The sequence below is a fragment of the Kribbella sp. NPDC023972 genome, assembly GCF_040639075.1.
Lineage (GTDB): Bacteria > Actinomycetota > Actinomycetes > Propionibacteriales > Kribbellaceae > Kribbella.
This window is the reverse complement of record NZ_JBEZZH010000013.1, coordinates 32,437-59,407: the sequence shown is the minus strand read 5'-3', so window position 1 is coordinate 59,407 and position 26,971 is coordinate 32,437. Positions and strand designations below refer to the sequence as shown.

Annotated in this window: 25 protein-coding genes; 7 read left to right on the top strand and 18 right to left on the bottom strand. The window is 68.7% G+C overall.

The window, feature by feature from the left end:
* Positions 1-7: 7 nt before the first annotated feature.
* Positions 8-919 carry a hypothetical protein gene (locus AB0F43_RS34610; protein ID WP_360486825.1) on the top strand — a complete coding sequence of 304 codons (912 nt, stop codon included), beginning with the start codon at positions 8-10 and terminating at the stop codon, positions 917-919.
* Here the strand turns inward: AB0F43_RS34610 and AB0F43_RS34605 are convergent.
* From AB0F43_RS34605 to AB0F43_RS34585, 5 genes are all read right to left on the bottom strand, one after another.
* Positions 908-2,920, bottom strand: a complete 2,013-nt coding sequence (locus AB0F43_RS34605; protein ID WP_360486822.1) for an AAA family ATPase — start codon at positions 2,918-2,920, stop codon at positions 908-910. The genes AB0F43_RS34610 and AB0F43_RS34605 overlap by 12 nt on opposite strands.
* A gap of 39 nt (positions 2,921-2,959) precedes the next feature.
* Positions 2,960-3,754, bottom strand: coding sequence for a phosphatase PAP2 family protein (locus AB0F43_RS34600; protein ID WP_360486819.1), 795 nt, complete (start codon positions 3,752-3,754; stop codon positions 2,960-2,962).
* A gap of 123 nt (positions 3,755-3,877) precedes the next feature.
* On the bottom strand, positions 3,878-4,765 hold the full coding sequence (locus AB0F43_RS34595) for a carbohydrate ABC transporter permease (RefSeq protein WP_360486816.1): 888 nt from the start codon (positions 4,763-4,765) through the stop codon (positions 3,878-3,880).
* Positions 4,762-5,703, bottom strand: a complete 942-nt coding sequence (locus tag AB0F43_RS34590; protein ID WP_360486813.1) for an ABC transporter permease subunit — start codon at positions 5,701-5,703, stop codon at positions 4,762-4,764. Before AB0F43_RS34590 ends, AB0F43_RS34595 begins: the two co-directional genes overlap by 4 nt.
* A complete protein-coding gene (locus AB0F43_RS34585) occupies positions 5,704-7,326 on the bottom strand; it encodes an ABC transporter substrate-binding protein (RefSeq protein ID WP_360486810.1) in 1,623 nt (540 codons plus the stop codon).
* 47 nt (positions 7,327-7,373) lie between these two features.
* Here AB0F43_RS34585 and AB0F43_RS34580 point away from each other — a divergent pair, with 47 nt between their 5' ends.
* From AB0F43_RS34580 to AB0F43_RS34570, 3 genes are read left to right on the top strand one after another with little or no spacing between them, the layout of a single operon-like run.
* Positions 7,374-8,447: a sialidase family protein gene (locus AB0F43_RS34580; RefSeq protein WP_360486807.1), complete on the top strand. Its 1,074-nt coding sequence runs from the start codon at positions 7,374-7,376 to the stop codon at positions 8,445-8,447.
* 14 nt (positions 8,448-8,461) lie between these two features.
* Positions 8,462-9,400, top strand: a complete 939-nt coding sequence (locus tag AB0F43_RS34575) for a dihydrodipicolinate synthase family protein (protein WP_360486804.1) — start codon at positions 8,462-8,464, stop codon at positions 9,398-9,400.
* 28 nt (positions 9,401-9,428) lie between these two features.
* Entirely contained in the window at positions 9,429-10,142 is a 714-nt protein-coding gene (locus AB0F43_RS34570; RefSeq protein WP_360486801.1) for a FadR/GntR family transcriptional regulator, read from the top strand.
* A 55-nt stretch (positions 10,143-10,197) separates the two neighbouring features.
* Here the strand turns inward: AB0F43_RS34570 and AB0F43_RS34565 are convergent, their stop codons facing one another.
* Genes AB0F43_RS34565 through AB0F43_RS34555 form a run of 3 tightly spaced genes read right to left on the bottom strand, consistent with a single transcriptional unit; the run spans position 10,198 to position 14,990 of the window.
* Complete coding sequence (locus tag AB0F43_RS34565) at positions 10,198-11,838, bottom strand: DNA repair helicase XPB (RefSeq protein ID WP_360486798.1); 1,641 nt, start codon at positions 11,836-11,838, stop codon at positions 10,198-10,200.
* A gap of 45 nt (positions 11,839-11,883) precedes the next feature.
* A complete protein-coding gene (locus AB0F43_RS34560) occupies positions 11,884-14,169 on the bottom strand; it encodes a helicase C-terminal domain-containing protein (protein WP_360486795.1) in 2,286 nt (761 codons plus the stop codon).
* A 38-nt stretch (positions 14,170-14,207) separates the two neighbouring features.
* Complete coding sequence (locus AB0F43_RS34555) at positions 14,208-14,990, bottom strand: GNAT family N-acetyltransferase (protein WP_360486792.1); 783 nt, start codon at positions 14,988-14,990, stop codon at positions 14,208-14,210.
* 109 nt (positions 14,991-15,099) lie between these two features.
* Here AB0F43_RS34555 and AB0F43_RS34550 point away from each other — a divergent pair, with 109 nt between their 5' ends.
* Positions 15,100-15,873, top strand: a complete 774-nt coding sequence (locus AB0F43_RS34550; RefSeq protein ID WP_360486789.1) for an alpha/beta hydrolase — start codon at positions 15,100-15,102, stop codon at positions 15,871-15,873.
* Here the strand turns inward: AB0F43_RS34550 and AB0F43_RS34545 are convergent.
* The 7 genes from AB0F43_RS34545 to AB0F43_RS34515 form a co-directional block, all read right to left on the bottom strand.
* Positions 15,860-16,231 (bottom strand): DUF427 domain-containing protein, encoded by a 372-nt coding sequence (locus AB0F43_RS34545; protein WP_360486787.1) that lies wholly within the window; start codon positions 16,229-16,231, stop codon positions 15,860-15,862. The genes AB0F43_RS34550 and AB0F43_RS34545 overlap by 14 nt on opposite strands.
* Positions 16,232-16,300: 69 nt before the next feature.
* Entirely contained in the window at positions 16,301-17,086 is a 786-nt protein-coding gene (locus AB0F43_RS34540; RefSeq protein WP_360486784.1) for a metallophosphoesterase, read from the bottom strand.
* Position 17,087: 1 nt separating this feature from the next.
* The gene (locus tag AB0F43_RS34535) at positions 17,088-18,323 is read right to left on the bottom strand and encodes an Nramp family divalent metal transporter (RefSeq protein ID WP_360486781.1); all 1,236 of its coding nucleotides are present in this window, start codon (positions 18,321-18,323) and stop codon (positions 17,088-17,090) included.
* 34 nt (positions 18,324-18,357) lie between these two features.
* Positions 18,358-19,131, bottom strand: a complete 774-nt coding sequence (locus tag AB0F43_RS34530; protein ID WP_360486778.1) for a hypothetical protein — start codon at positions 19,129-19,131, stop codon at positions 18,358-18,360.
* Positions 19,132-19,207: 76 nt separating this feature from the next.
* A complete protein-coding gene (locus AB0F43_RS34525; protein ID WP_360486775.1) occupies positions 19,208-19,828 on the bottom strand; it encodes an SIMPL domain-containing protein in 621 nt (206 codons plus the stop codon).
* A gap of 60 nt (positions 19,829-19,888) precedes the next feature.
* Positions 19,889-20,266: a hypothetical protein gene (locus AB0F43_RS34520; RefSeq protein ID WP_360486772.1), complete on the bottom strand. Its 378-nt coding sequence runs from the start codon at positions 20,264-20,266 to the stop codon at positions 19,889-19,891.
* Positions 20,266-20,895 (bottom strand): nucleotidyltransferase domain-containing protein, encoded by a 630-nt coding sequence (locus AB0F43_RS34515; protein ID WP_360486769.1) that lies wholly within the window; start codon positions 20,893-20,895, stop codon positions 20,266-20,268. The genes AB0F43_RS34520 and AB0F43_RS34515 overlap by 1 nt, the downstream gene beginning before the upstream one ends.
* 117 nt (positions 20,896-21,012) lie before the next feature.
* Between AB0F43_RS34515 and AB0F43_RS34510 the strand changes: the two genes are divergently transcribed.
* Complete coding sequence (locus AB0F43_RS34510) at positions 21,013-22,644, top strand: AMP-binding protein (RefSeq protein ID WP_360486766.1); 1,632 nt, start codon at positions 21,013-21,015, stop codon at positions 22,642-22,644.
* A gap of 2 nt (positions 22,645-22,646) precedes the next feature.
* On the opposite strand, the gene AB0F43_RS34505 is transcribed toward AB0F43_RS34510, so the two are convergent.
* From AB0F43_RS34505 to AB0F43_RS34495, 3 genes are all read right to left on the bottom strand, one after another.
* Positions 22,647-23,612 (bottom strand): R2-like ligand-binding oxidase, encoded by a 966-nt coding sequence (locus AB0F43_RS34505; protein ID WP_360486763.1) that lies wholly within the window; start codon positions 23,610-23,612, stop codon positions 22,647-22,649.
* Positions 23,613-23,730: 118 nt separating this feature from the next.
* Complete coding sequence (locus tag AB0F43_RS34500; protein WP_360486760.1) at positions 23,731-24,321, bottom strand: TetR family transcriptional regulator; 591 nt, start codon at positions 24,319-24,321, stop codon at positions 23,731-23,733.
* Positions 24,322-24,375: 54 nt separating this feature from the next.
* Complete coding sequence (locus AB0F43_RS34495; RefSeq protein ID WP_360486757.1) at positions 24,376-25,305, bottom strand: TauD/TfdA family dioxygenase; 930 nt, start codon at positions 25,303-25,305, stop codon at positions 24,376-24,378.
* A gap of 113 nt (positions 25,306-25,418) precedes the next feature.
* On the opposite strand from AB0F43_RS34495, the gene larE reads away from it, so the two are divergent.
* Positions 25,419-26,888, top strand: a complete 1,470-nt coding sequence (gene larE / locus AB0F43_RS34490) for an ATP-dependent sacrificial sulfur transferase LarE (protein WP_360486754.1) — start codon at positions 25,419-25,421, stop codon at positions 26,886-26,888.
* The last annotated feature ends 83 nt before the right edge of the window (positions 26,889-26,971 follow it).

The following is a 26,971-nucleotide window of genomic DNA, read 5'->3' as shown; positions in this document are numbered from 1 at the left end:
ATCGGCCATGCGTTTCCTGGCCGCGCTGCTGCTGCTCATCGCCCCGGTGACCGGCTCCAGCGACCCCAACACGGTTGTCGACGGCTGGAAGACGTCACCCGTGTACGTCGACCCGTCGCAGAGCTCGGTCGTCCCGGACAAGGAGGCCGCGAAGCTGGCCGAGCGGGTCAAGGACCACGACCCCGCCATCCGGATCGCCGTGCTCCCGGCGGAGTCGCTCGACGACGGCCGGCGGGACAAGCAGATGTCCGCGCAGGCGTACATGGAGACCGTCGTCTACAAGCAGGCGGCGGACGGGATCTACCTGGTTGTGTTCGGCGATCTGGTCACGCGGGGGAGTGCGGTCGGGGTCGACACCGCCATCGACCCCGTCCTGACCGAGGAACTGCGCAAGCACGGCCGATCCGATCCGGTCCGCACGCTCAACGGGGTGCTGGACCAGCTCGGCGTACCCAAGGCGTCAAGTGGTCTGCCCGGCTGGCTCGTGGCGTTCCTGATCACGGTGGGCGTGCTGGTGGCTGCCGGTCTGGGCTGGTGGTGGTGGCGGTCGCGTCGGGACACGGCGGAGGGTCCTGCGCCGTCCGGCGCCGTGCTGGACGAGGCGGTCACCCTGGAGGAGCGCAGGGCGCAGGCGCGGGACGACGTCACCACGTTCGGTGCCGAACTGGATGCCGCGGAAGTACTGCTGGACGGCCACGCGGACAATCCGGACGCTCTGGCGGACGTACAGGCGGCGAAGGCTGCGTACGCCGCTGCCGGCCGGGTGCTCGACGGTAAGCCCGATGACGACCAGCTGCGCGGGGTACGTGCGACAGTCGGGTACGGGCGCTGGCGGCTGGCCTGCGCTCGGGCCCGAATCGAGGGCAAGCCCGTACCACCCTGGCGTGCGCTCGGGCGGCCGCAAGGTTCAGGTCTGTAGGACCGCGGGCAGGTCCTCGCTGTGCAGGACGGCCAGCGACGTGACCGCGCGGGTGAGGCAGACGTAGAGGCGGCGGAGGCCGGTGCGCTCGTCGGCCTCACCCGCGACGATGCCGGCGGGCTCGACCAGCACGACATGGTCGAACTCGAGGCCCTTGGCCAGAGAGGCCGGTACGACGTCCAGGTGCGCGTCGACGTCGTCCTCGTCGCCCAGCACCGAGAACGCGATGCCCTTGTCCTGCAGGGCTTTCCGAGTCGGTCCGACCAGGGCGTCCGGGACGATCAGTCCGATCGAGCCGGGGCGCGCCGACACCTCATCGACGGTCGACACAGCCGCGGCGAGGCTGTCCGGTACGCGCGTGATCGTGAGCTCACCGCGCGCACGTCGTACGGCGGTGGGCGGAGTGAGGTGCGGGGCGATCGATGGCAGCAGGCGGGCGGCGTACTCGATCACCTGACCGGGCACCCGGAAGCCCGCGGTCAGCTCCTCGGTGTGGGCACCGGTCTTGCCCAGGTGCTTGAGTGCCTCGTCCCAGGACGGTGTCGCCCACGGAGTGGTGCCCTGGGCGATGTCGCCGAGGACAGTCATCGAGCCGGTCGAGCACCGGCGCCCGACCGCGCGCAGCTGCATCGCGGACAGGTCCTGCGCCTCGTCCAGAACCACGTGCCCGAGTGACGGCGTACGGTCGACCAGATCGGCTACCTCGTCGATCAGAGTGGCATCGGCGACGGACCACTTCGCGGCACTGGCCGAGCGTGGCGCCTTGTCCCACAGCAGCAGCGCCTGCTCGTCGGGCGTCAGGATCCCGTCCGCATGCTCGGCCAGCAGCTCGGGGTCTGTGAAGAGCCGGAAGACCAGCTTCGCCGGGTCCACGGCCGGCCAGAGCGCCTCGGCGTACTGCTTGACCGGGCGGCTCCGCGCGACCGCGTCCTGCACTCGGTCGTCCGGCGAGTCACCCGCCGCCTCCATCCGCAGCAGTACGGCGTGCGCCAGCCGCTGCGGCAGCATCGCCCGGCCGGCGCCGTACCGGACGCCTCGGGTCCGCAGCTCGTTGACCAGCTCCTCGGTCTGGTACGCCGGAACCCGCCACCGGTGCGATCCGCGCGGGACGACCAGGGCCTCCTTCGGCAGCTGTACCTGCGACCACACGGCCCGGTGCAGCACCTCGGCCATCCGGGCATCGCCCTTCAGTACGTCGACTGCCGCAGGACCCGGCCCGGTGACCCGGACCCGCGCGACCAGCTCCTCGACCGTTGTCTGCTTCGCCTCGATCTCACCCAGCGCGGGGAGCACGTCGCCGATGTAGCGCAGGAAGCTGGCGTTCGGCCCGACCACGAGCACGCCGGCCCGGCTGAGCTGGTCCCGGTAGGCGTAGAGCAGGTACGCCGCGCGGTGCAGGCCGACCGCGGTCTTCCCGGTCCCGGGTGCGCCTTGGACACAGATGGTGTCCTCGACGCCGGCCCGGACGATCACGTCCTGCTCAGGCTGGATGGTCGCCACGATGTCGCGCATCGGGCCGGAGCGGGGACGTTCGATCTCCGCGTCCAGGATGTCGCTGTGCTGATCGGCCGGCGCGGCCGACGTCAGGTCCTCGTCCTCGAAGGCGGTCATCTCGCCGTGGGTGAACCCGAACCGCCGCCGGATGCCGACACCCATCGGCTCGGTCCGGCTGGCCCGGTAGAAGGGCACCGAGATGTCCGCTCGCCAGTCCACCACCAGCGGCTCGCCCTGCGCGTCGTTCACGTGCCGGCGGCCGATGTGGAACGTCTCGGTGGTCGGCTCGAGGTAGTCCAGCCGGCCGAAGAACAGCGGCACCTCGGGGTCGTCCTCGAGCTCCTTCATCCGCCGCCAGATCGCGGCCTTCAGGAACTCGGTGTTCACCCGGTCCGCGCTGTGGATCTCCAGCGCGCCGGTCTTCTCCCGCATCACCGCGAGCGCGGCACGCGACGTCTTCAGGTAGTCCTTCTCGGCCTGGAGGATGTCGGACGTATCAGGGGGCACAGCGGACCTCCGGCAAAGGGGTGGGGAAGCCCGGCTACGTTACTTGAGCACCCGCCGGGGGGAAACCGAATTACGCGCTCGCAGGTCGTCGTGCAGGCCGGGGCGGAGCAGCAGCGGCAGGCTGACCGCGAGCAGCAGCAGCGCGACGATCCCGTCCATCCAGTAGTGATTGGCCGTCACCACGACCACCGCGAACGTGATGACCGGGTGGAGCAGCCACAGCCACCGCCACCTCGACCGGGTGATCAGAATCATCGACAGCGCGATCAGAGCGGCCCAGCCGACGTGCAGGCTGGGCATTGCGGCGAACTGGTTCGCCACCCCGCCGGCCCGCTCCGGTCCGTACACGGACTGGCCGAACTGCAGCCCGGTGTCGACGAAACCGGGCATCATCCGCGGCGGGGCGAGCGGGAACACGATGTGCCCGATCAGCGCCAGAGCGGTCAACGAGACGATCGTCCAGCGGACGTGCGTGTACGCCCTCGGCCGCCAGATGCTCAGCCAGAGCAGGACGGCGGCCGTCAGCGGAGCGTGGACACTGGCGTAGTAGAGATTCGCTCCTTCGACCAGGTGCGGAAGCTTCAGCGCCGCCTGCTGGATCGAGGCCTCGCCCGGCAGGTTCAGCCAGTTCTGCACGGCGAGGACCTCGCGGGCGTGGTCGAACGCGGAGCCGGTGTGCTTCGCCGCGATCTGCCGGCCCGCGGTGTAGACGAGGAACAACGTCGCCAGCAGGACCGCTTCCCGAACCACCCGCCAGACGACCGGCGCGGGCCTCTCGCCCCGCCGCTCGCCTTCCCCACCGATCCCCACCCGCTCGAGCGCCTGCGTCCCCATAGCTTTCGACGGTACCTGGCGTTCCCTCAGGATTTGCCCAGGCGAACCCCTGGCGTTTGCCCTGGGCAACCCCCGGGCGGGCTCAGGGCAACCGTTCGTGACACCCTCGTCACGCCACCGCGATCATCCCTTGACGGCGCCGGTCAGGACGCCCTTGGCGAAGTGACGCTGCAGGAACGGGTAGATGATCAGGATCGGCACGATCGAGACCACCAGGATCGCCATCTGGATCGAGGCCTGCGGCGGAAGCAGCTCCGTGCCGAGCTCGGCACTGCCCAGTTGGGTGTCGTTGATGACGTACGTTCGCAGCACCAGCTGCAACGGCCACAGCTTGCTGTCGTTCAGGTACAGCAAGGCGCTGAAGAACGCGTTCCAGTACGCCACCGCGTAGAACAGGCCGATCACCGACAGCACCGCCTTGGACAGCGGCAGCACGATGTAGCTGAAGATCTTCAGCTCGCCCGCACCGTCGATCCGGGCGCTCTCGGTGATCTCGTTCGGCAGGTTCATGAAGAACGCGCGCAGCACGATCACGTTGAACGCGCTGACCATCGTCGGCACGATCAGCGCCCAGATGCTGTCCAGCAGCCCGACCCCCTTGACCACCAGGTACGTCGGGATGATGCCGGGGGAGAACAACATGCTGAACAGGATGACCAGCAGGATCGGCCGCCCGGCCGCGAACGACGGCCGGGACAGCGCGTACGCGAGCAGGCAGGACACGGTGAGACTGAGCACCGTACCGACCACGGTGACGAACACGCTGACGAACAGTGCCTGGGTCACCACACCGCCGGCGAACAGCGACTCGTAGGCGGCGAAGCTGACCGAGTCCGGGAACAGCACCAGCCCGCCGGACTCGTTGATCTGCTTGTTCGGCGCCACGCTGGTGGAGATCACCCCGACGAACGGGAGGATCACCGCCGCACAGAACACCAGCAGGACGAGGCCCTTGAAGACCCGCATCGGCCAGGACGGCATCGGTACGCCGTTGACGATCTTGCGTGTCATCGCTGGTACACCCCCTGCTCGCCGAAGATGTGCGCCACCTTGTTCGCGGCCAGCACCAGGGCGACGCCGACCAAGCCCTTCACCAGGCCGACCGCGGCGGCCACACCCCAGGCACCGCCGATCACGCCGTTGTTGTAGACGTAGGTGTCCAGTACTTCGCTCACGTCCCGGCCGACCGCTTGCTGTTGCAGGATGATCTGCTCGAAGCCGACCGTCAGTGAGTCGCCGAGCCGCAGGATGAACAGCAGGATGATGATCCCGCGCAGCCCCGGGAGGGTGACGTGCCACAGCTGCCGCATCCGGCTCGCACCGTCGACGCTGGCCGCCTCGTACAGCTGGGAGTCGATCTGTGACAGCGCGGCCAGGAACAGGATCGTCGCCCAGCCGGTGTCCTTCCAGATGATCTGCGACGTCAGCAGCACGTGGAACAACTCACTGTTCCCGATGATGTTGATCGTGCTCAGGTCGTGCGAGCGCAGGTAGTTGTTCAGCAACCCGCTGCCGCCCAGCATCTGCTGGAACAGCGCGACCACAATCACCCACGACATGAAGTGCGGCAGGTAGAGGATGCTCTGCGCGATCCGCTTGATCCGCTCCGAGAACAGCGAGTTCAACAGCAGGGCGAGCAGGATCGGCGCCGGGAACACGAAGATCGACTGCAGGCTGGTCAGGATCAGCGTGTTCTTCAGCGCCCGCAGGAAGGCCGGGTCGCCGTTGAAGATCACCCCGAAGTTGGCCCAGCCGGACCAGTCGCTACCACTGATGCCGAGGAACGGCTGGTAGTCCTTGAACGCGATCACGTTCCCCAGCAGTGGCACGTAGTGGAACGCGATGATCAGCGCGGTCCCGGGCAGCGCGAACAGCAGCAGCACCTTGTCCCGGAGCAGTCGCTGCCCCAGGCTGAGCTGCTGCTGTTGCTTGGCGGATCGCTGGAGCATCTACTTCCCTGCCGCCTCGGCGAAGGCCTTCTCGAGCTCGGAGCGCATCGTGTCGCCGCCCGAGGACTTCCAGGTCTGGACCGCCGCGGTCCAGTCGGACACCGGCTTCTTGCCCTGCACGATCTGGCTCTCCAGGTCGGTCATCGTCTTGGCCAGCTGGGTCTGCTTCTTCGACTGCGTGTCGGAGTACAGCCCGTACGACGCGTCGTACACGAGCCGGTCGGCCACCTTCTGCTGGATGGCGTGCTGCTTCTGCGGTACGTCGGGCTTGCCGGCCCAGTACAGCGCCAACGCGGAGTCGCTGATGTACTGCAGGCCGATACCGGTCTCCACCACGCCGGTCTTGGTCGGCACCGGGTCCGTGCCCTGCAACGAGTAGTGGCGGCCGGCGACGCCGTACTTGCGGAACAGGTACTCCTCGGTGCCGAACGGCGCGGCCATCCAGTTGGCGATCTTCAGCAGTGTCTCCACCGAGTGCTTGGAGTCCTTGCTGAACGCGGTGACGTTGTTCAGCGCCGACCCCATCCACGGTGCGCCCTGGCCGGAGTCGAAACCGGGGACGTCGAGCATGTTCACCGAGAACGCCTCACCAGCGGTGTTGTCGGCGTAGTACTGGTTCCAGGCGACGAAGCTGTCGTAGTCGAACGACGCGATCCCGCCGTTGAACCACTGCTTGCGGGCGCTGGCCTTGTCGTTGAACGCGTCCGGGTTGATCACGCCGGCCGCGACCATCTTGCGGCCCGCCTCGAGCGCCTCGAGCTGCGCCTCGTGCTCGTACATCGAGGTGAACTTGCCGCCGTCCTCCTTCCAGACGTTCGGGATCGCGAGCATCTGCCGGATGGTCGACAGCGGCACCCTGGTCCAGGCCCACTTGTTCTGCTTGGGCGCGGTCATCTCCTTGGCCAGGTCGAAGAACTCCTGGAAGTTCTTCGGCGCCGGGTCCTTGATGCCCTTGGCGGCAAGCAGGTCCGCACGGTAGAGCGGCAGCGACGTCCGCGACATCCCGCGCGGCACCGGGACGCCGTAGATCGCGCCGTTGAAGACACAACCCTTCCAGTACTCGGTCGGGATGTTCGCCAGGAACGGGTACTTCTTCACCGCGTCACCGGACAGGTGCTCGGTCAGGTCCATGCACTTGGCCTTCACCAGGCCGGGGATCTGCACGGTGTCGACCGGGATGTTCAGGATGTCGGGCAGGTCGCCGCCGGCGATCCGGGTGGCGAACTTGTCCTTGTACTCGTCGTTCGAGGCCATGCTGATCTGCAGCTCGGAGCCGAGCCGGTCGTTCACGGCCTGCCAGAACTGGTTCTTGTCCGCCGCGGGCGGGATGGCGCCGGGGATGTTGGTCATGAAGCTGATCGGCTTGCCGTCGCCGGGTGTCTCGGTGATCGCGCGGACCGGGTTCGCCGGGTACTTCAGGAAGCCGTTCAGGACGACGTCGGTGCCGGGCAGGTCGGGTTTGATCCCGCCGAACTTCGTGTACGTCGGCAGCTTCACCGCCAGGTTCGCGGCGGCCGAGTTCTTCTTGTCCGAAGCACACCCGGCCAGCAGCGGCGTACCGGTGACCGCGACAGCGGCGGCGGCCAGACCGCCGCCGAGGAATGTTCTTCTGCTGACTGGCATGAGGCCTCACTTCCATCGGAGGGCCACACCATGACATAGTACGTCCTATGTCTTCAAGAGTCGGCGCACTGGAAATCGCCGAGGTCGTCTTCGATCCGGCCCGGAGCGGCTACCACACGTTCCGGATCCCGTCCGTCCTGGCGCGGGGTGAGCTGGTGCTCGCCTTCTGCGAGGGACGGCTGCACGGGTCCGGCGACGCCGGCGAGATCGAGGTGGTGCTGCGCCGATCGCTCGACGGTGGGCGGACCTGGCTGCCACTGCAGGTTGTGTCGGCAGCGCCGGGCAAGACGTGTGGGAACCCGGTGCCGGTGATCGACCCTTCCAGTGGGGACATCGTCCTGATCACGGTGCAGAACGGCGCCGATGCGGTGGAGATGTCGCTCGCCCGCCGTACGGATCCCGAGTCCGGCCGGCGGGTGTTCGTGCAGCGGTCCGCGGATGATGGCGCGTCGTGGAGCCCGACAGTGGAGATCACCGCGCAGGTGAAGCCTTCCGACTGGGGCTGGTACGCGACCGGACCGTGTCACGGGATCGCGCTGAGCAGCGGGCGTCTCGTCGTACCGGCGAATCACTCCGTCGTTCCTGACGAGCCTGTCGATGATCTGATCCGCTTGAACGGCGGGCACTGCATCGTCAGCGATGACGGTGGGGTCACCTGGTCGGTGGGCTTCGTCGATCGCAATGACGGCCCGGAGATCAACGCCAACGAGACCACGGTCGCCGAGTTGCCGGACGGGCGGTTGTACTTCAACGCCCGCAACCACCAGGGCACCGGGCCGGCCCGGGTACACGCCTGGTCCTCGGACGGCGGTATGACGCTTGATGCGCCGTACACCGGGATCCCGGAGATCACCGCGCCCGGGATCCAGGGGAGTGTGCTCGCGCTGCCGGACGGCCGGCTGCTGCTGTCGACTCCGGTTGATCCGGTCGTGCGCCGGGAGCTGACCGTCTTCGTGAGTGAGGACTCCGGGCAGTCCTGGCGGCCCGGGCTGGTCGTGCACGACGCGATGGCCGGCTACTCCGATCTGGTGCTGCTTCCCGACGGTCGTGTCGGGATCTTCTACGAGGCCGGTGAGACGTCCTCGTTCGCGACCCTCCGCTTCGCCACATTCGCCCTTTGACGTTGGGAGACCCCTTGACCGACACCGCCGCCCAGTTGACCGGCGTCGTACCGCCGCTCGTCACCCCGCTCACGCCCGAGTACGACGTCGACACCGCATCGCTGGCCCGGTTGATCGATCATCAGCTGACCGGCGGTGTGGACGGGGTCTTCGTGCTCGGCACCTCCGGCGAAGGCACGTTCCTGACCGACGAACAGCGGCAGGTCGTGCTGGAGACCACCGTGGCTGAGGTGGCAGGTCAGGTGCCGGTGCTGGCCGGTGTCATCGACACGTCGACCGCGCGGGCCGGAGCGCACCTGTCCGCCGCGCTGAAGGCTGGGGTGGACGGCCTGGTCGCGACCGCGCCGTTCTACGCCGCTACGCATCCGGCCGAGATCGAGAGGCACTTCATCCGGCTGGCCTCACTGGCCGGGGAGACTCCGCTGTACGCGTACGACATCCCGCCGCGGGTCGGCGTGAAGCTGCCGGCGGCGCTGATGATCTCGCTGGGTCAGCGCGGGATCATCGCCGGAGTGAAGGACTCCAGCGGGCAGGAGGCGAGCCTGCGTGGGCTGGTGCTGGATCGGCGGGACGCCGGGTTGTCCGGGTTCGCGATCATGACCGGGTCCGAGGTGACCGTCGACTCGTCGCTGGCCTTCGGCGTCGACGGCGTCGTACCGGGGCTGGGGAATGTGGATCCGGGCGGGTACGTGCGGCTGTTCGACGCGGTGGCGGCCGGGGACCTGAGCGCGGCCCGGGCCGAGCAGGACCGGCTGATCAGGTTGTTCGAGATCATCGACGTCGCGGATCGGAGCCGGATGGGTGCGAGCTCGGCCGCGCTGGGTGCGTTCAAGGCCGGGTTGTACCTGCTCGGCGTGATCGCCTGCCCGGTCACGGCGTACCCCTCGATCCCGCTCGACGACGCCGAGATCGAGGCGATCCGCCCGCTGCTGGAACGCGCCGGACTACACTGAACGGTTCCTACAAAGAGGAGGCCGGGCGGTGACAACGGGTGGGTTGAGCCGGGCACGGGGTGCGGCGGGGAACCAGTCCTTCATTCGCGACCAGATGAAGTCGTACATCCTGGAGCGCGGGCTGAAGGCCGGTGACCCGCTGCCCAACGAGCAGGAGCTGATGGCCCAGCTCGGCGTCGGGCGGCATCCGTTGCGCGAGGCGATGAAGGCGTTGCAGGCGGTCGGCATCATCGAGATCCGGCACGGCTACGGCACGTACGTCGGCGAGGTCTCGCTGCAGTCCCTCGAGGACGGCCTCGCCTTCCGGATGTCCCAGTCGATGGCCGGCGACCTCCGCGACGTCCAGAACGTCCTCGAGGTCCGCCAGGCCATCGAGGTCGGCCTGGCGGAGGACGTGGTCGGATACTTCACCGAGCACGGGTACGACGCCCTGGAGCCGATCGTCGAGCGGATGGAGGCGAAGGCGGCCGCCGGCGAGTACTTCCCGGACGAGGACTGGGCCTTCCACCAGGCGCTCTATGAGCCGCTGGGCAACGCGCTGGTGATCGACCTGCTCAGCGTCTTCTGGCGGACGTTCTCTCAGGTCGACGTCCGCCTCCCCGGCGCCCGCTACTCACCCGCCGACGCGGCCGCCTGGCACCGGGACCTGCTGGAGAAGCTCCAGACCGGGGACCCCGATTCCTTCGCCCGCTCGATGAAGAAACACTTCAACGGCATCCACACCCGGCTAGGCCGTGCCTGACGGTCCCTCGCCTACTGCGCGGCACTCGGCACGGCGCGGGACCGTCAGACACGGCCTAGGCGAATAGGTTCTCCGCGTCGACGATCGTGTAGGCATAGCCCTGCTCGGCCAGGAAGCGTTGGCGGTGGGCGGCGAACTCGGCGTCCACCGTGTCCCGGGCGACGATCGAGTAGAACCTCGCGGTCCGGCCGTCGCCCTTGGGGCGGAGGACGCGGCCCAGGCGCTGGGCTTCTTCCTGGCGGGAGCCGAAGGTGCCGGAGACCTGGATGGCGACCGACGCCTCGGGCAGGTCGATGGAGAAGTTGGCGACCTTGCTGACCACCAGGCGTTTGAGCTCGCCGTGGCGGAAAGCGTCGAACAGCCGCTGCCGTTCGCGGACCGTGGTCTCGCCCTTGATCACCGGGCACTCCAGTCGTTCGCCGAGCTCGTCCAGCTGGTCGATGTACTGGCCGATCACGAGCAGCGGCTCATCCGCGTGGTGCTCGGCGATCCGTCGTACCAGCCGGGACTTCGCCGGGGTCGACGCGGCCAGCCGGTAGCGGTCCTCGGGCTCGGCGGTCGCGTACACGAACCGCTCGGTCTGCTCCAGGTCCACCCGCACCTCGATGCAGTCGGCCGGCGCGATCCAGCCTTGGGCCTCGATGTCCTTCCACGGCGCGTCGTACCGCTTCGGCCCGATCAGCGAGAACACGTCACCCTCGCGGCCGTCCTCCCGGACCAGGGTCGCGGTCAGGCCGATCCGCCGCCGGGTCTGCAGGTCGGCGGTCATCCGGAAGATCGGCGCCGGCAGCAGGTGCACCTCGTCGTACACGATCAGGCCCCAGTCCCGCGCGTCGAACAGCTCCAGGTGCGTGTAGACACCCTTCCGGCGCGTGGTCATCACCTGGTACGTCGCGATCGTCACCGGACGGATCTCCTTGCGGGCACCGGAGTACTCGCCGATCTCGTCCTCGGTCAGGCTGGTCCGGCGGATCAGCTCGTCCTTCCACTGCCGCGCGGACACGGTGTTCGTGACCAGGATCAGCGTGGTCGCGGAGGCCTGTGCCATCGCGGCCGCGCCGACGATCGTCTTGCCGGCACCACAGGGCAGTACGACGACACCTGAGCCGCCGTGCCAGAACGACTCCGCCGCCTGCTGCTGGTACGGCCGGAGGTCCCAGCCCTCGCGGACGAGCTCGATCTTGTGCGTCTCTCCGTCGACGTACCCGGCCAGGTCCTCCGCGGGCCAGCCGAGCTTGAGCAGGGTCTGCTTGAGGTGACCGCGCTCCGACGGGTGCACCAGCACGGTGTCGTCGTCGATGCGCTCTCCGAGCATGGGCTTGACCTTGGCGCTGCGCAGCACCTCTTCCAGCACCGGTCGGTCGGTGGTGACGAGCACCAGACCGTGCTGTGGGTGCTTCTCGAGCCGCAGCCGCCCATAGCGGTCCAGCGTCTCCGCGATGTCGACCAGGAGCGAGTGCGGGACGGGGTAGCGGCTGTACCGCAGCAGTACGTCGATGACCTGCTCGGCGTCGTGACCGGCAGCCCGTGCGTTCCACAGGCCGAGTGGTGTCAGCCGATAGGTGTGCACATGCTCCGGCGCCCGCTCCAGCTCAGCGAACGGAGCGATGGCCTTCCGGCAATCCCCAGAGTCCGGATGTGCGGTCTCCAACAACAGAGTTTTGTCCGACTGCACGATCAAGGGACCGTCTGTCACGCCTGCTCCTATCGTCGCCCCGACCTTCCATTGTGCCTGAGGCGATCAATCCACGGCCCGGGCGGTGGAAATGCGGTGCAGCGCGTAGGTCCTGGGTTGGTCGGCGCCTTCGTCGTACGCCGTGAGCCAGCCGTCGGCGACGCGGACCGGTTCGACGATACGTTCGGAGGCGGTGCCGTTGTGGTCGACGTACGCGATCCAGGTGCGGGTGTGCGCCTCGGCCGCGTTCGCCAGTACGCTGATGGTCTCTGCCGGCGCGGTGGGCTCGGCCAGGCCCTCGTCGGCCGGGCGCTCGGCGGCGATCCGGTCGCCGGCCCGGACCTTCTCGATCACGGCCTTCACCTGGTCGTCGGTGAGGTCGAGCGGGCTGTCGACGAAGTCCCGGCTGGTACGGCGCCGCGGGGTCTCACCACGTCGTGTCGCCGCACTGGTCACGTGGACGACCCCGTCGAACGTCTCCGCGAGCGGTGCGAGACCGGCCTCGCGCAGGCGACTCAGCACCATGTCCGGCGGCGACGGCGACACCACGACCGTCGGAGCCAGCCGACGGAACCGGATGCCCGGGAGGTTCGAGCTGAGCAGGTGGGTGAGCACGTCTTCGTCATCACAGCGCAGGTACGTCGACGCCGTACCAAGCCGGAGCACGCCGTGACGCCGGGCGACGTCGTCGATGAGGTACGTCAGCGGCTGCGGGACCGGAGTACGCGAGTGCTCGGCCAGCCACTTGTGCAACTGGTCCGCGGTCCGGCCTAGGTCGAAGGCACGTCGTACTGAGCTCTCACTGAACCTGTAGACCCCTGCACCACCATGCGACTCGACGTCGGCCATGGCGGACAGCTCGTCCTGCACACTGCGAACCAGAGGGCCAGGTGCGACTGCTGTGAGGTCGGCTTGCAACAGCACCTCGGCAACCGGCTCCGGGACGAGAGGTCTGATCGCCGTGGCCAGATCGTCGGCTGTGGGCCCTGCCTCCAGTAAGGGGCGCGCGTGCTGCGCCAGGGCGCCAAGGCCAGTCAGACCGAGTAGTGCGGCCTCAGTGATGGTCCACTCGACCAGGTCGTCGCGGAACTGACCACCACGTCGCGGCCGGTGCCAGGCGACCCAGGTGACCACTGACTCGGTGGCAGGCGCCGTACCGGCTCCTGCTTCGGCCAAGGCTTGCAGGGCGAGCACCCGGATCTCTGGGGCCAGCAGCCGTTCCAGGTCAGGCGCCAGCGCGTTGATGAGCCGCTCGCGCGCCGCGGCCGTCGCACCGCCGCTATCCCGTCTGCCGATCAGACCGATCGCTCTGAGCCCGGTGAACCACGCCATGACGAGCTGCGCCCACCGGTGTGCGAGGTCCAGCTCCAGCCAATCGTCGTACGCGCTTGTCGGCAGCCAGAGCTCGCTGGTGCCGACCTCCACCGCTGCGACGAGTCCAGCGGCGTACGCGAACTCCAGCACCGCCGCGGTCGTCTGCTCTTCCGCACCGATCTTGCCGGCCAGGTTGCGCAGGTCACGGACGCCGACGCCGCCGGTGCGCAGTACCGGAGGTGGTTCGGTGCCGAGCTGTTCCAGCGCACGGTCGACCAGTCGCACCAGATCGAGCGCTGCGCCGGCGGCGGCACGGTCGCCTATTGCGGCCGATATCTGCTTGCCGTCCAACGGCGGTGGCACTGGCCGTGTCGACGCGAGCACGCGCCCACCACGCAGGTGCAACCCGATCTGCCGCGGCAGCACCACGGTGTTCGCATCTTTCGGTACGACGAGACCGCGCGCGAGCAACCGCTCGACCGGCGTACGGGCCGAGGCGATGGTCACCGGACGCTCGGCCTTCTCCACCGATCCGGTCGGCGGACCCCAGGTGAGCTTGTCCAGGACCGCACGCGCGTCCGGACCCGCCTCTTCGATCAGCTTGTCCAGCTCACCGAAGTGCCTGGTCGTGACCGGACCGAGCCCTGCGGGTGTCGGGCCGAGTAGTTCGTGCACTGCGCGGATGGGCCGGAGGTCGTCCTCGGTGCCCCAGACCAGCGCCAGTTCGAGCAGCTCCACGACCCGGGGCCGGACGACCTCCACAGGCTGTGCGACTCCCGCGGCCAAGGCTGCCAGGTCCACCGGCTCCGGCAGGGCCGAGAGCGCCTCCAGCAGGTCGACACCGAACTCGTCGAGCCGGTTGATCGCCCGCGCGGCGGAGGCGTTCGTCGTCGCCCGGGCCGCCAGTTGACTGGTGTCGGTGGGGATCGGTATCGCCAGGTCCGGACGCTGCTGCAGCAACCGGCCGAGGGCAGCGTCGTCCCAGGTGCGTAGCGCCTCGGCGAGGGTACGTGGGCGGCTCGGCTCGGTTGTGCTCATCCCTACAACGGTACGGCCCTGTCCCCACCCACCACCAACTACTCCGCGGCTCCGGCTGTCCCGATCCGGCGGAAGCCGACGCGTTCGTAGACGGCGGCGACGGCGTTGGTCTCGGCCGACAGCAGGATGAGGTCGACGCCGTTGGCGAAGGCGTGCTCGGCCAGGCTGGACGTTACCGCGGCGGCCAGGCCTCGGCGGCGCACGGAGGGCAGAGTGCCGACGCCGACGATCTCGGTGGTCGCGCCGACCGGCTGATGTTGCCCGCTGGCGACCATGCCGTCGTCGGTGAACGCGCCCGCGGACACCGTGACACCGCGGCGGACCCGGTCGAGAACCGCTTCGAGCACGTCGTCCGGCACCTCGGCCGCCTTCGCGTCGCGCTCCTTCGGCCCGGCCTCGCCGACCGCCGTGCCCGGGTCGCCGAAGGCGAGCGACGCGACCGCCCGGGCCTGCCGCAGTACGGCGGCGTCCGCCGGGAGGATCTCGCACCGCGCCTCCGCCGACACCGGCCGGAAGTCGGCACGCCCGAGGACGAGCAACGGGTGCTCGACCACGGTCAACCCGGCCGCCGAGGCCGCCGGACCGAGCGACGGGCAGGTCTCGGCGACCCACTCGAAGCTCACCGGGATACCGAGCTCCTCGCACCGTGTGCGCGCTACGTCGATGTCGTCCGGTTTGATGGTGCTACCGGCGCCTGGCACCGGACGGGCGTAGTACGGCCAGGCCGTCGTACTGCGGAAAAGTGTGAACGGACCGACCTGCTCGGCCACCGACCCGGACAGCGGGACCGCGTGGAGGTAGTCGTCGACTCTGCTGATCATCGCGACGCAGTGAATCACCCCGGCCCGACCGGCGCCAGGGATTATGTCGAAGTTCGCTCGCCGGCTCCGACGTTCCGGGCGTCAGAGACGACGACACGGGAGGACTGACATGCAGACGGTGACATCCGCTGACGGTACGACGATCGCGTACGAGCGGCAGGGCAGCGGCCCAGGGCTGATTCTGGTCGCAGGCGCGTTGTGCGATCGGGTCGCGCTGCGGCCGCTCGCGGACGAGTTGGCTGGCGACTTCGACGTGGTGACCTACGACCGGCGCGGTCGCGGTGACAGCGGCGACAGTACGCCGTACGACGCGATGCGCGAGGTTGACGACATCGGCGCGCTGCTGACGGCTGTCGGGAGTACGGCGGCCGTCTACGGGCACTCCTCGGGCGCGGCGCTCGTCGCGCTGGCCGCGGGGTCGGGGCTGCTATTCACCCACGTGGTGCTGCACGAGCCGCCGTACGGGCCTGACGACGTCGACACGGAGGACGAGGGCGCTCAGGTGCTCGAGCTGCTCGCTGCCGGCCGCCGGCGCGAGGCGGTCGAGTTGTTCCTGATGCTCGCGGGCATGCCGCGCGAGGCCGCGCTGGAGACGGCGGCCGCACCGGGTATGACGGAGCTCGCACACACTCTCGCGTACGACTTCGCCGTGATGGACCACGCCTCACCCGGTGGGCGAGTGCCGGTCGATCTGCTCGCCAAGATCACGCAGCCGACGCTCGTCGTCGCCGGGACCGCGTCCCCGCCGTTCATGGTCGACGCGGCGCACCGGATCGTGAAGGAGTTGCCGGCGGCGTCACTGTGCGAGCTGGCCGGCGCCGATCACGTCGTACCGCCTGAGATCCTCGCGCCGAGGGTACGAGAGTTTCTCAGTCGGCGATGATCTCGATCGAGACCTTGTCCGGGTAGAAGGCGACGTGGTCGCGGATGTCGGCGACCGCGTCGTACGGCTGCTCGTACGTCCACACCGCGTTCACGCCGGCCGGCCCGGCGGGCAGGACGCTGTAGTACGACGCGTCGCCCTTGAACGGGCAGTAGGTGTGGTGGTCGGTGCGCTCGAGCAGCGTCAGGTCGACGTCGGCGCGCGGGATGTACTGCACCGCGGGATAGCTCGCCTCCTGCAGTGACAACGCGTCCCGCGTGTCCGCGATCACCTGGTCGCCGGCCTTCACCACCACCCGGTCCGGGTTCTTCCCGACCGTGATCGGGTGGTCCGGACCAGGAAGCTTCTTCTCCGCCATCAACATCTCCAAGGGGCGTGATTCACCGTCAACTTTTCAACAACCGAAGACGGTGCGGCGGCATTCCCGCTAGAGCTGTTCGAGTTGCACGACCAGGCAAGGACCGCCGTCGAAGGCGCCGCCGTCGATGCCGAGGACGAGGCCGTCGGCGTAGAGGAGAGGGTCGGTGAGGTACGCCGGGTCGATGCCGAGCTGGTCGGCGATGATGCTGTGGCCGTGCACGATGCGCTGACCGCCGAGGTGTTCCAGCATGATGGACGCGACGCGCGACCCGCTCGGACCGCGGAAGGCGTACCGCGACGTCATCCGGCGCCAGACCTCCCACCAGACCACGATGTCGTCACTGTGCAGGTCGGCGCTCGCCGCGGCGTTGATCTGGTCGATCGTGTCACCCCATTCGACGTACTCCGCCGTGTCGGAGTGCATCAGCAGGTGACCCGCGTCCAGCCCGAGCATCGGCCGGTCGAGCAGCCACTCGACCTCCTCGTCGGTGAGCAGCTCCTGGTCCCGGTCCCGGCCGCCGTTCAGCGTCCAGGACCGCTCGAAGCTGCGGCTGGTGATGCCGTCGTGCGGGACGAAGGTGTCACAGAACTTGCGCATCCCGAGCGCGAGGATCTCATGATTGCCGAGCAGCACCTGGATGTCCCCGTCCGGCGCCTGGCCGATCAGCTTGCGGACGAAGCGCAGTACGCCGATCCCGTCCGGGCCGCGGTCGAAGAAGTCGCCGAGGAACCACAGCCGGGCGCCCTGGCCGGACCAGTTGCCATCGGCATCGGTCAGCCCGGCCGCCTGGAGTGATGCCTGCAACTTCTCCGGATGGCCGTGCACATCGCTCACCGCATAGACAGGCGTCATGTCATCCCCGGACGGTGAGGACGATCAGTACGACGTTCAGCACCGAGACGGCGGTCGCTACCAGGCATGCGGCGAGAGTAGTCGCCCACCGGTTGACGAAGTCACCCATGACGCGCCGGGACGCGGTCAATCGAACCAGCGGCCAGAGCGCGCACGGGATGCCGAAGCTCAGTACCACCTGCGAAACCACCAGCGCCCGGCTCGGATCGAGGCCGATCGCAAGGATCAGCAGCGCCGGCAGCAACGTGATCAGCCGTCGGACCGCCAGCGGGACGTGCCGACGCCAGAAGCCGTCCAGGATCACCGAACCGGCGTACGTACCGACCGACGAGGACGCGAACCCACTGGCCAGCAGGGCGAGCGCGAACAGCAGGGCCGGCATCTCGCCGAGCCGAACGCCGATCGCTTCGTGCGCCGCGTCGAGCGAGTCGGCGCCAGTGCCGTTCAGCGCGGCCGCGGCGACGACCACCATCGCGAGGTTCACCGCGCCGGCCAGCGCCATCGCGACGGCCACATCCAGCCTGGTGGCCCGTAGTACCCGCGTCTTGCCTTCGGCAGAGCCCAGACTCTTCCAGTGCCGGTCGGTGACCAGTGCCCCGTGCAGCCAGATCGCGTGCGGCATCACGGTCGCGCCGAGCATGCCGGCCGCCAGCACCAGCGACGCCGTCCCGTCCAGCCGCGGCACCAGGCCGCCCGCCACCTCGGCCGCGGACGGCTGCGCCTGCACGGTCGACACCACGAAACCGGCCAGCACCACCGCGAGCAGCCCGATGATCGCCGCCTCGAACGGCCGCTGCCCGCGCCTCGACTGGTAGATCAGCAACCCGAACGACACCGCACCGGTGATCAGACCGCCGAGCAGCAGCGGGATCCCGAACAGCAGGTTCAGCGCGATGGCACCGCCGACCACCTCGGCCAGATCGGTCGCGATCGCCACCAGCTCGGCCTGGGCCCACAACCCGGTCGATGTGGACCGCTTGAAGTGGTCCCGGCAGAGCTGAGGGAGTGTCCGGCCGGTCGCGATACTCGCCTTGGCGGCCAGATACTGCACCAGGACGGCCATCAGGTTCGCCCCGACCACCACCCAGCAGAGCAGATAGCCGTACGTCGCCCCGGCCGCGATGTTGGTCGCGAAGTTGCCCGGATCCACATACGCCACCGCCGCAACGAACGCCGGTCCGAGCAGCATCAGCCCGGACCGGTTCAGCTGCCGCTTCAACGGCGCCGGCGCGTACATGGGAGAAGTCTCCCTGACAGCGCAACCCTGGAGGTCAGGTACCAGTAGTGGAGGTGCCGAGGACCTTCTGCGCCTTCTCCGCCGCCGCCAGCATCGGCTCCTCGATGTCGGAGCTGTCGAAGTCCATGCTCAGCAGCACGTCGTCCAGAGCGGTGAAGGCGAACGTCACCTCGAGACCCGCCAACGGGCCACTGGCCGCGGCGAACCGGACCGCGACCGGGCTCGTGCCGGCCTTGGGAGCGGCCACCTCGGTGATCGCAACCGTCGAGCTGCCGGCGCCCTCGATGCTGAGCCTGGCCTTGGGGCAGGGCTTGACCGCCGTCTTGACTGTGGCGAGGTACGCCGTGGCCGCCTTGGCCGACGGCATCGCCTCCAGTGTCTCGCCGACGAACGGACCGCTCTGACCGCCGGAGAAGTCCCGGCTCACGCCGACCTTCGCTCCGGCGGACGCGTCCGCGTTGAACAACTGGATCAGCTTGGCGCACTTGGAGTTCGTCGACGACAGCTTGGTGCCGTCGTCACCCTCGGCATCGGGATCGATGGCGAACCCGGCCGGCAGATCCTGCAGCGCCAGCAGCGCCTTGGTCAGCGTCGCCTTCGTCCGCGGCGCCGGAGCCTTCGACGCCGGGGGTACGGCGGTGGGCGTCGAGGTGCTCGCGGTCGGCGTGGGCGTCGGTGTCGGTGACGCCGATGGTGTGCTGCTCGGGCTCGAGGCGCTCTCGGGTGTGGCGTCGCCGCCGCAGGCGACCAGGATCAGCGTGAGGCCGGCCGTGAGTACGGCCGAGACAAAGGGTCGCTGCGACGACATCGGAGGTCCTCCCCGGGAACGAAGCGCCGTTCACCCTCCCGGCGCATTCCGGGCAGAATACAGCACTAGACCACATTCAGGCCCAGGAGAAATGCACCTCGAGGGCCACGTGGACGCTCTGGTCGCCGGGGGTGATGTTGACCTGGGAGTCGAAGGCCCCCTTGGCGAGGGGGACGGCGGCCTCGCCGCGGAACGGGACGTGGCCGTGGCTCTCGGCGATCGACGTGACGGACCCCAGCGAGTAGCCGGCCAGGGTGGCGAGCTCCTCGGCCTTGGCCCGGGCCTGGCGGAACGCGAGCTCGCGGGCGCGGGTCTGCAGCTCGGTCTTGTCCTCGATGTCGAACTCCAGCGCCTGCAGGCCGAGACTGTTGCCACCGGCATCCACCGCCGCGTTGAGCAGCCGGCCGAACCCGGTCAGGTCCTTCGTCGTCGCGGTCAGCTGATGCGATCCGCGGTACCCCGGAGACCTCCCGTGCTCCCGGTACTCCTGGTACACGTTCACGGTGGAGGTCGCGATGTCGGCGGCCTCGATCCCCTGGGCGCGCAACGCGGCGATGACCGCGTCCGTCCGTTCACCCACCTGCGCCACAGCCGCAGCCACATCCGGCGCCACATGCTCAACACTGAACGCCACCCGCAACACATCCGGCGCCGCACTAACCTGCCCCAACCCCACCACACTCACCCCGGTCTCCATCCCCGCAGTCTGACAGGTTGCAGGCGTTCGCGGTGGTGACCTCGTCGACCAGTCCCCGGGTTAGCCGGGTGCGACCGACTGCGCGGACTGCAGCAACCGCGTCGCCCAGTCGATGCTCTTCGCGGCATCCGCCGGCGAGACAGGAGCTGCCTGGTACTGCGACTTCGACTTCAGCTTCAGCAATCGGGACAGCGTCGTACTGCTGTCCCTGCCAGCGGCGCCCGCGTTCTTCAACTCCGCAACAGCTTCCGCGTGGTTGTCGGACTTCCTGGTGCGCCCGGTGAGCGCCAGGCAGATCGCGTCCTTCGAGTTGATACCGGAGGTCACGGCGTTCGAGGCGGCGGCGTTGAACAGGGCGAGGTCGTTGGTCAGCTCGGCGGCTTCGAGGAACTCGCGGGCCTTCGCCAGGTGGGCTCGAGCTTCGTCGAGGGCAGCCACTAACCGGCCTTTCGGGTGAGGGTGTCGTGGGGTGAGGTGCCGGCTACCGGGACGGCGTCGCGGCGGAGTTCGGTGACCAGGCGCTCGCCACGGTCGATGAGGTCGCGGACTTCCTGCGCGCTGTACTCGACGACCTGACAAGCGTTCCCGGACCAGAGGGTGGCGCGTTGGGTGAGGGTGTCGATCTGCTGGAGCCAGCGAGGATCGGACTCGTCGACGTCATCGGGACGCACGATCAGGAGGTCCAGGTCGCTGTCGCTGCCGCCCTGGCCGCGAGCGGTCGAACCGAACAACCACACGGCCTTGGCCGGCAGTTCCCACGACTCTGCCTCGGCTGTGAGACGTTCGAGGAGCAACTCCCTGAGCCGGGCCAGAGTCTCGATGGCTGAATAGGCGACGTGTTCTCGGTTCAGCGTGTAGAGCCGCGCGCGTCCGGCCGGCTCGGAGTGGACAACGCCGTTCCGGACCAGGTCGTCGAGCACCTTCTGGACCCCACTGGGACTTGCCGAGGTCCGGAGCAGACTTGTGACCCCGCGCCCGGTCAGTGGCTTGTCGGTCCGTGCAAGCACACCGAGCACCCGGCCGTGCAGTCCTGGAACCACACTCGACACCGGCTCGGGAAACTGCATGCCGACCACCTCCGCTTGTCCACTATAACAGCCATATGCCTACTTTTCAGAACAAAGCTCCCGCACGCCTTCCTACTGCCGTGCGTGCACTTGCTCGTGTGGGGGGCGCGCGTGACGATGAGGCTCATGAGGGTGCCTTCGTATGCGTCTGGGGTGTCTGAGGTTCCGTTGCTGGGGGAGACGATCGGGGCGAACCTCAGACGCACGGTCGCGCAGTACCGCGATCGCGAGGCGATGGTGGAGGTGCAGACCGGAAGGCGCTGGACGTACGGCGGGTTCGGCGAGGAGGTCGACCACGTCGCCCGCGGACTGATGGGGCGCGGGATCGCGAAGGGGGACCGGGTCGGCATCTGGGCCCCGAACTGCGCCGAGTGGACGATCACGCAGTACGCGACCGCTCTGATCGGCGCGATCCTGGTGAATATCAACCCGGCGTACCGGACCCACGAACTGGCCTACGCGCTGGACCAGTCCGGCGTCCGCCTGCTGATCTCGGCGACCGAGTTCAAGACCAGCGACTACCGCGCGATGGTCGACGAGGTACGCAAGGACTGCCCGGCCCTGGAGGAGACCGTCTACATCGCCACCAGCGACTGGGACGAGCTCAGATCGGCCGCGGATCTCGTCACGACGGACGAGTTGCACGCCCGGGAGGCCGAGCTCGCCTTCGACGACCCGATCAACATCCAGTACACCAGCGGCACCACCGGCTTCCCCAAGGGCGCCACCCTCAGCCACCACAACATCCTCAACAACGGCTTCTTCGTCACCGAGACGATCGCGTTCACCGAGGCCGACCGGCTCTGCATCCCGGTGCCGTTCTACCACTGCTTCGGCATGGTGATGGGCAACCTCGGCTGTACGACGCACGGCGCCTGCATGGTGATTCCCGGGCCGGCGTTCGAGCCGGCCGCGACCCTGAAGGCGGTCCAGGACGAGCGCTGCACCGCGCTGTACGGCGTACCGACCATGTTCATCGCCGAGCTAGGGCTGCCGGACTTCGCCGACTACGACCTGACCAGCCTGCGGACGGGCGTGATGGCGGGATCGCCGTGCCCGATCGAGGTGATGAAGCGGTGCGTCGCGGACATGCACATGGCCGAGGTGGCGATCTGCTACGGCATGACCGAGACGTCGCCGGTGTCGACGCAGACCCGTCGCGACGACGACCTGGACCGCCGTACGTCGACGGTCGGCCGGGTGATGCCACACGTCGAGGTGAAGCTTGTCGATCCGGCGACCGGTCTCGTCGTACCCAGGGGTGAGCCCGGCGAGCTGTGCACCCGTGGGTACTCCGTGATGCTCGGCTACTGGGACGAGCCGGAGAAGACCGCGGCGGCGATCGACCAGGCGCGGTGGATGCACACCGGCGACCTGGCGGTGATGCGCGACGACGGGTACGTGAACATCGTCGGCCGGATCAAGGACATGGTGATCCGCGGCGGCGAGAACGTGTACCCGCGTGAGATCGAGGAGTTCCTCTACACCCACCCGTCCATCGCCGACGTCCAGGTGGTCGGCGTACCGGATGCCAGGTACGGCGAGGAGCTGTGCGCCTGGATCAAGCTCAAACCCGGCGCCGACCCCGTGGACGCAGCCGCGATCAAGGAGTTCGCCACCGGCAAGCTGGCCCATTTCAAGATCCCGCGCTACGTCCTGCTCGTCGACGACTTCCCGATGACGGTCACCGGCAAGATCCGCAAGGTCGAGATGCGGGAGAAGTCGGTCGAGCTATTGGGGTTGTCCTGACCTCAGCCGTACTGGCGAACCGCCGCCAGCGCGGCTGAGTCCTCGTCGCCGAAGTCGTCCTCGAGTTTCTCGGGTGAGTAGTCGAGGTCGATCCCGGCGACGTCCGCGCCGACCGCCGACTCGATGGCGCCGAGCCGACGGGTCGCGCGGTCGCCGGCGTACGTCATCAAGGCGGTCGGGTTGATCTCCGGTGGAATCTCCGGGGAGTTGTCGAGAGCCCACTGGATCTGGGTCAGCGCGTGCGGGAGGAGCTCCTCCATCGTGTCGGTGACGACCTTCCAGTTCGACGCGTCCGCGGCGACGTGGCGGCGGCAGGTGAAGGTGCCCCAGGCCATGTGCCGGCGTTCGTCGTCACCGATGCGGCGGATCAGCTCCTGCATGCCGGGCAGGACGCCGCGGGACGTGCAGAGCAGGTTCCAGGCGTGGTAGCCGGTGAGTGCCAGCGTCCCTTCCACCACGTGGTTGTAGGTGACACTCGCGCGGACCTGGTTGGCCGGGGACGGGTCGTCGGCGAGTGACTTGAGCGCGACCGGCAGGGCTTCGTAGAAGATCGCCCGGTAGCCGGGGTTGTTCTCGACGTAGTGGTGCAGGTCCTCGGTGATGCCGACCGCGTCCAGCCAGAGCCGGAAGACCGCGGTGTGCTTGGCCTCCTCGAAGCAGAACTGGGTCAGGTACATCTCGTCGCCGAACCGCCCCTCGGCCGCCATCGCCTGCAGGAACGGCTGCAGGTCCTCGGTCACCGCCTCCTCGCCGGCGATGAACTGCGAGCACAGCATCAACGCGTTGTCCTTGTCGTTGTCGCTGAGCTCCTGCCAGTCCTTCGCGTCCTGGCTGAAGTCGATGTCCCGCGGGTTCCAGAACTTCCGGTTGCCCTTGTCGAACAGCCGCAACGGCAGCGCCTCCCAGTTGAGCCCGCCGGACCGCAATGAGCTGAAACCCTGTCGATGAAGAGGATTCGTCGTGGTCATGGGGCCTCCCGGCCTGGACTGAGGAGCGGAGGGAGCGGAGCGACTGGAGTGACGAGGGAAGGCCGGGAGTCAGGGCCCCATGACCCTGCCGGCGCCGGAGGCCCGGCCATGAGCACCGTCATGCGTTCCTCCTGGCTTGGGACAGAAAGGGGCTGAGGACGCGGGCCAGCTGCGCCGCCACCGCCGCCGGGGGAGGGCCTGGCGTGACGATGTGGCTGAGGACGACGCGCAAGGCGACGTCGACGCAGCTGGTCGCGTCCTCGGGTGGTACCTCCGGCCAGTGCTCCCTGACGTGCTCACCCAGCCGTAGGTGGGCCACCTCCAGCACCTGCTGCCCCCGGGTGGTCAGCAGTTGGCTGGCTTGGTGGGATCCCGGCTGGCCCAGCGCCGCCTTCACCAGCGGGTTATCCCCGGCCAGTGTGAGCGCCCGCTCGACCGCGGCCCGCAGGCCGTCGATCGGGTCGGAGTGCTCGGCGAGCGCGGCGTTCACGTCCAGCAGGAATCGCTCGGTCTCGCGTGCCGCGACCGCCTGCAGCACGCCCCACTTGTCACCGAACTCGTTGTAGACGGTCTGCCGGGAAACGCCGGTACGACGGGCCACGTCGTTCATCCGCAGCCCGTCGTACCCGCCCGCCACCATCGCGTCGTACGCCGCGTCCAGCAGCTCGTCACGCAATCGGCGCTTGGTCCGGTCGGCGAACGAGTCCATGAGACGAGGGTTTACAAAAGCATCCGAAATGTCAACGACTCGAACACAGCGACTTCAGTTGTCAAGTGCGGAGAAGTGCTCGGCGTCGCCGGTCCGGGGTGTGCTGCGGACGCCGTCGACGCTGACCGGGATGTCGCCGGCCAGGGTGATCCGGTGCAGCCGGCGCGGCTGGTCGTCGTAGTCCGCGACGCCGTAGTGCTGGGTCGCCCGGTTGTCCCAGATCGCCAGGTCGCCGGGCTGCCACTGCCAGCGGACGGTGTTGTCGAGATTCGTGATCCGGTTCTGCAGCAACTGGAACAACGCGGTCGTCTCGGCGCTGGTGAAGCCGACGAAACGGCGGACGAAATGACCGAGGACCAGCGAGCGTTCGCCGGTCTCGGGGTGGACGCGGACCACCGGGTGCTCGGTCTCGAACAGCTTCGAGACGAACTGCTTGCGGTGCTCCTCGACCTTCACGTCCACGCCCCCGATCCGGGTCTCGTCCACCCGGCCGGCGTAGTCGTAGACGTTGCTGTGCACGGCCCACAGCCGGTCCACCAGGGCCTGCAGTGCGACGGGCAGCTTCGCGTACGCCGTCGCGGTGTTGGCCCACGTGGTCGCGCCGCCGTACGCCGGCAGCGTGACCGCGCGGAGCAGGCTGATCGCGGGGATCCGGTCGACGAACGTGACGTCGGTGTGCCAGCTGTTCGCTCTGCCGTAGTCGGAGTCGATCGGCAGCACGTGGTCCTGCCCCTCGATGCTCTTCGAGGTCGGGTGCGCCAGAGTCGGCGTCCCGAGAAGCTTGGCGAAGGCGAGCTGTCCGGCGTCGTCGAGGTGGTGCTGCTCGCGGAAGAAGATCACCTTGTGTTCCAGCAGTGCCCGCCGGATCGCGGCGACGGTCTGCTCCGGCAGGTCGCCCCCGAGGCGGACGTTGCCGATCACGGCGCCGATCGCGCCGCCGGCCTTGGTGACGGTGATCTCGGGTGCTTCCAGCTGAGTGGTCATTCGAGCTCCCTGGGGTAGTCGGTAATAGCTATATTCCTACTGATTTAGTAGACATATGGGCTGTTTCGGGATGCGAGACCCGGCGCCGGAGCGGAGCACGTAGGGTTGGGGACGTGTCAACCGCCGAGATCCAGCCCTCCGCCGCCACCTTCGACGTGCCGGAACTCGTGGTCGGATTCGACCTGGACATGACGCTGATCGACTCCCGGCCGGGGATCCAGGCGGTCTGGGACCTGCTCGCCGCGGAGACCGGCGTACCGATCGACACCGACCTGGTGGTGAGCCGGCTCGGGCCGCCGCTGACCTGGGAGATGGCGAACTGGTTCCCGCCGGAGCAGGTCGACGCGATGGTCGCCCGGTACCGCGAGCACTACCCGTCGCACGCGATCACGGGCAGCCTGCCGCTCCCCGGTGTGGCCGAGTCCCTGGCCGCCGTACGAGCGTTGCGCGGCCGGACGATGGTGGTCTCGGCGAAGTACGCGCCCTCGGTTGTGCTGCACCTTGAGCACCTCGGGCTGGACGTGGACGAGCCGGTCGGCGATCTGCACGGTGCCGAGAAGGGCATCGCGTTGCGGGAGCACAAGGCGACGATCTACGTCGGCGACCACACCGCGGACATCGACGGTGCGCGTGCTGCCGGGGCGGTCGCGGTGAGCGTGGCGACCGGTCCGTTCACCGCCGACGAGCTGCGCGCGTACGGCGCTGACGTCGTACTGAACGATCTGACCGAGTTCCCGGCCTGGCTGGACGCGTACGTGCTCGAGCAGCGGCTGGAAGCGTTGATGCGACGTTTGTCGGGCTACCCGAGCCTGGTCGTCGCGTTCAGCGGCGGGGCCGACTCGGCGTTCCTGCTGGCGGCCGCGGCGCGGGCGATCGGGCCGGCCAACGTGGTCGCGGCGACCGCGGTGTCGCCGAGTCTGCCGGCGGCCGAGCTGGAGCCGGCGGCTCGTTTCGCGGACAGCATCGGCGTCCGGCACGTCACGCCGCCAACGCACGAGATGGACCGGGAGGGGTACCAGGCCAACGCGGGGGACCGGTGCTACTTCTGCAAGGCCGAGCTGGTCGAGACGTTGCAGCCGATCGCGGACGAGTTCGGCATCACCGCGATCGCGACCGGGACGAACGCCGACGACGCGATCGCCGGTTTCCGGCCGGGGATCCGGGCCGCGTTCGAGCGGGGTGCGATCACGCCGCTGAAGGACGCGCGGCTGACCAAGGCGCAGATCCGCGAGGCGTCCAGGAGCTGGGGGCTGCAGACCTCGGACAAACCCGCGGCCGCCTGCCTGTCGAGCCGGATCGCCTACGGCATCCGGATCACGCCGAACCTGCTGGCCCGGGTCGACCGGGCCGAGCAAGCGGTCCGCTCACGGCTCACGGCGTACGGCGTCCAGAACGTCCGGGTCCGCGACCTGGGTGAGACCGCGAGTATCGAGATCGACAAGCGGCTGCTGGACCAGGTCGACGGGCAAGCGCTCGTCGACGCGGTCGTGGCCGAGGGATTCCCGGCGGCCCAGGTCGATCCGCGCGGCTTCCGGTCGGGGTCGATGAACGAACGATTGAAGGACCCGGAGAAGTATCGATGATGATGCGCAGCCACTGCACGAGCAGGTAATTCCCGGAGGCGCCGAGGCGCTGGTTCACGTACGCTGGGTAGCCGATCGGGCTG

What these genes read in the sequence shown, in the direction of transcription:
- AB0F43_RS34610 (WP_360486825.1), top strand. Translation starts at nt 8, where the DNA reads ATGCGTTTCCTGGCCGCGCTGCTGCTGCTCATCGCCCCGGTGACCGGC.
- AB0F43_RS34600 (WP_360486819.1), bottom strand. Translation starts at nt 3,754, where the DNA reads ATGGGGACGCAGGCGCTCGAGCGGGTGGGGATCGGTGGGGAAGGCGAG.
- AB0F43_RS34595 (WP_360486816.1), bottom strand. Translation starts at nt 4,765, where the DNA reads ATGACACGCAAGATCGTCAACGGCGTACCGATGCCGTCCTGGCCGATG.
- AB0F43_RS34590 (WP_360486813.1), bottom strand. Translation starts at nt 5,703, where the DNA reads ATGCTCCAGCGATCCGCCAAGCAACAGCAGCAGCTCAGCCTGGGGCAG.
- AB0F43_RS34585 (WP_360486810.1), bottom strand. Translation starts at nt 7,326, where the DNA reads ATGCCAGTCAGCAGAAGAACATTCCTCGGCGGCGGTCTGGCCGCCGCC.
- AB0F43_RS34580 (WP_360486807.1), top strand. Translation starts at nt 7,374, where the DNA reads ATGTCTTCAAGAGTCGGCGCACTGGAAATCGCCGAGGTCGTCTTCGAT.
- AB0F43_RS34560 (WP_360486795.1), bottom strand. Translation starts at nt 14,169, where the DNA reads ATGAGCACAACCGAGCCGAGCCGCCCACGTACCCTCGCCGAGGCGCTA.
- AB0F43_RS34555 (WP_360486792.1), bottom strand. Translation starts at nt 14,990, where the DNA reads ATGATCAGCAGAGTCGACGACTACCTCCACGCGGTCCCGCTGTCCGGG.
- AB0F43_RS34550 (WP_360486789.1), top strand. Translation starts at nt 15,100, where the DNA reads ATGCAGACGGTGACATCCGCTGACGGTACGACGATCGCGTACGAGCGG.
- AB0F43_RS34545 (WP_360486787.1), bottom strand. Translation starts at nt 16,231, where the DNA reads ATGGCGGAGAAGAAGCTTCCTGGTCCGGACCACCCGATCACGGTCGGG.
- AB0F43_RS34540 (WP_360486784.1), bottom strand. Translation starts at nt 17,086, where the DNA reads ATGACGCCTGTCTATGCGGTGAGCGATGTGCACGGCCATCCGGAGAAG.
- AB0F43_RS34535 (WP_360486781.1), bottom strand. Translation starts at nt 18,323, where the DNA reads ATGTACGCGCCGGCGCCGTTGAAGCGGCAGCTGAACCGGTCCGGGCTG.
- AB0F43_RS34530 (WP_360486778.1), bottom strand. Translation starts at nt 19,131, where the DNA reads ATGTCGTCGCAGCGACCCTTTGTCTCGGCCGTACTCACGGCCGGCCTC.
- AB0F43_RS34525 (WP_360486775.1), bottom strand. Translation starts at nt 19,828, where the DNA reads ATGGAGACCGGGGTGAGTGTGGTGGGGTTGGGGCAGGTTAGTGCGGCG.
- AB0F43_RS34515 (WP_360486769.1), bottom strand. Translation starts at nt 20,895, where the DNA reads ATGCAGTTTCCCGAGCCGGTGTCGAGTGTGGTTCCAGGACTGCACGGC.
- AB0F43_RS34510 (WP_360486766.1), top strand. Translation starts at nt 21,013, where the DNA reads ATGAGGCTCATGAGGGTGCCTTCGTATGCGTCTGGGGTGTCTGAGGTT.
- AB0F43_RS34505 (WP_360486763.1), bottom strand. Translation starts at nt 23,612, where the DNA reads ATGACCACGACGAATCCTCTTCATCGACAGGGTTTCAGCTCATTGCGG.
- AB0F43_RS34500 (WP_360486760.1), bottom strand. Translation starts at nt 24,321, where the DNA reads ATGGACTCGTTCGCCGACCGGACCAAGCGCCGATTGCGTGACGAGCTG.
- AB0F43_RS34495 (WP_360486757.1), bottom strand. Translation starts at nt 25,305, where the DNA reads ATGACCACTCAGCTGGAAGCACCCGAGATCACCGTCACCAAGGCCGGC.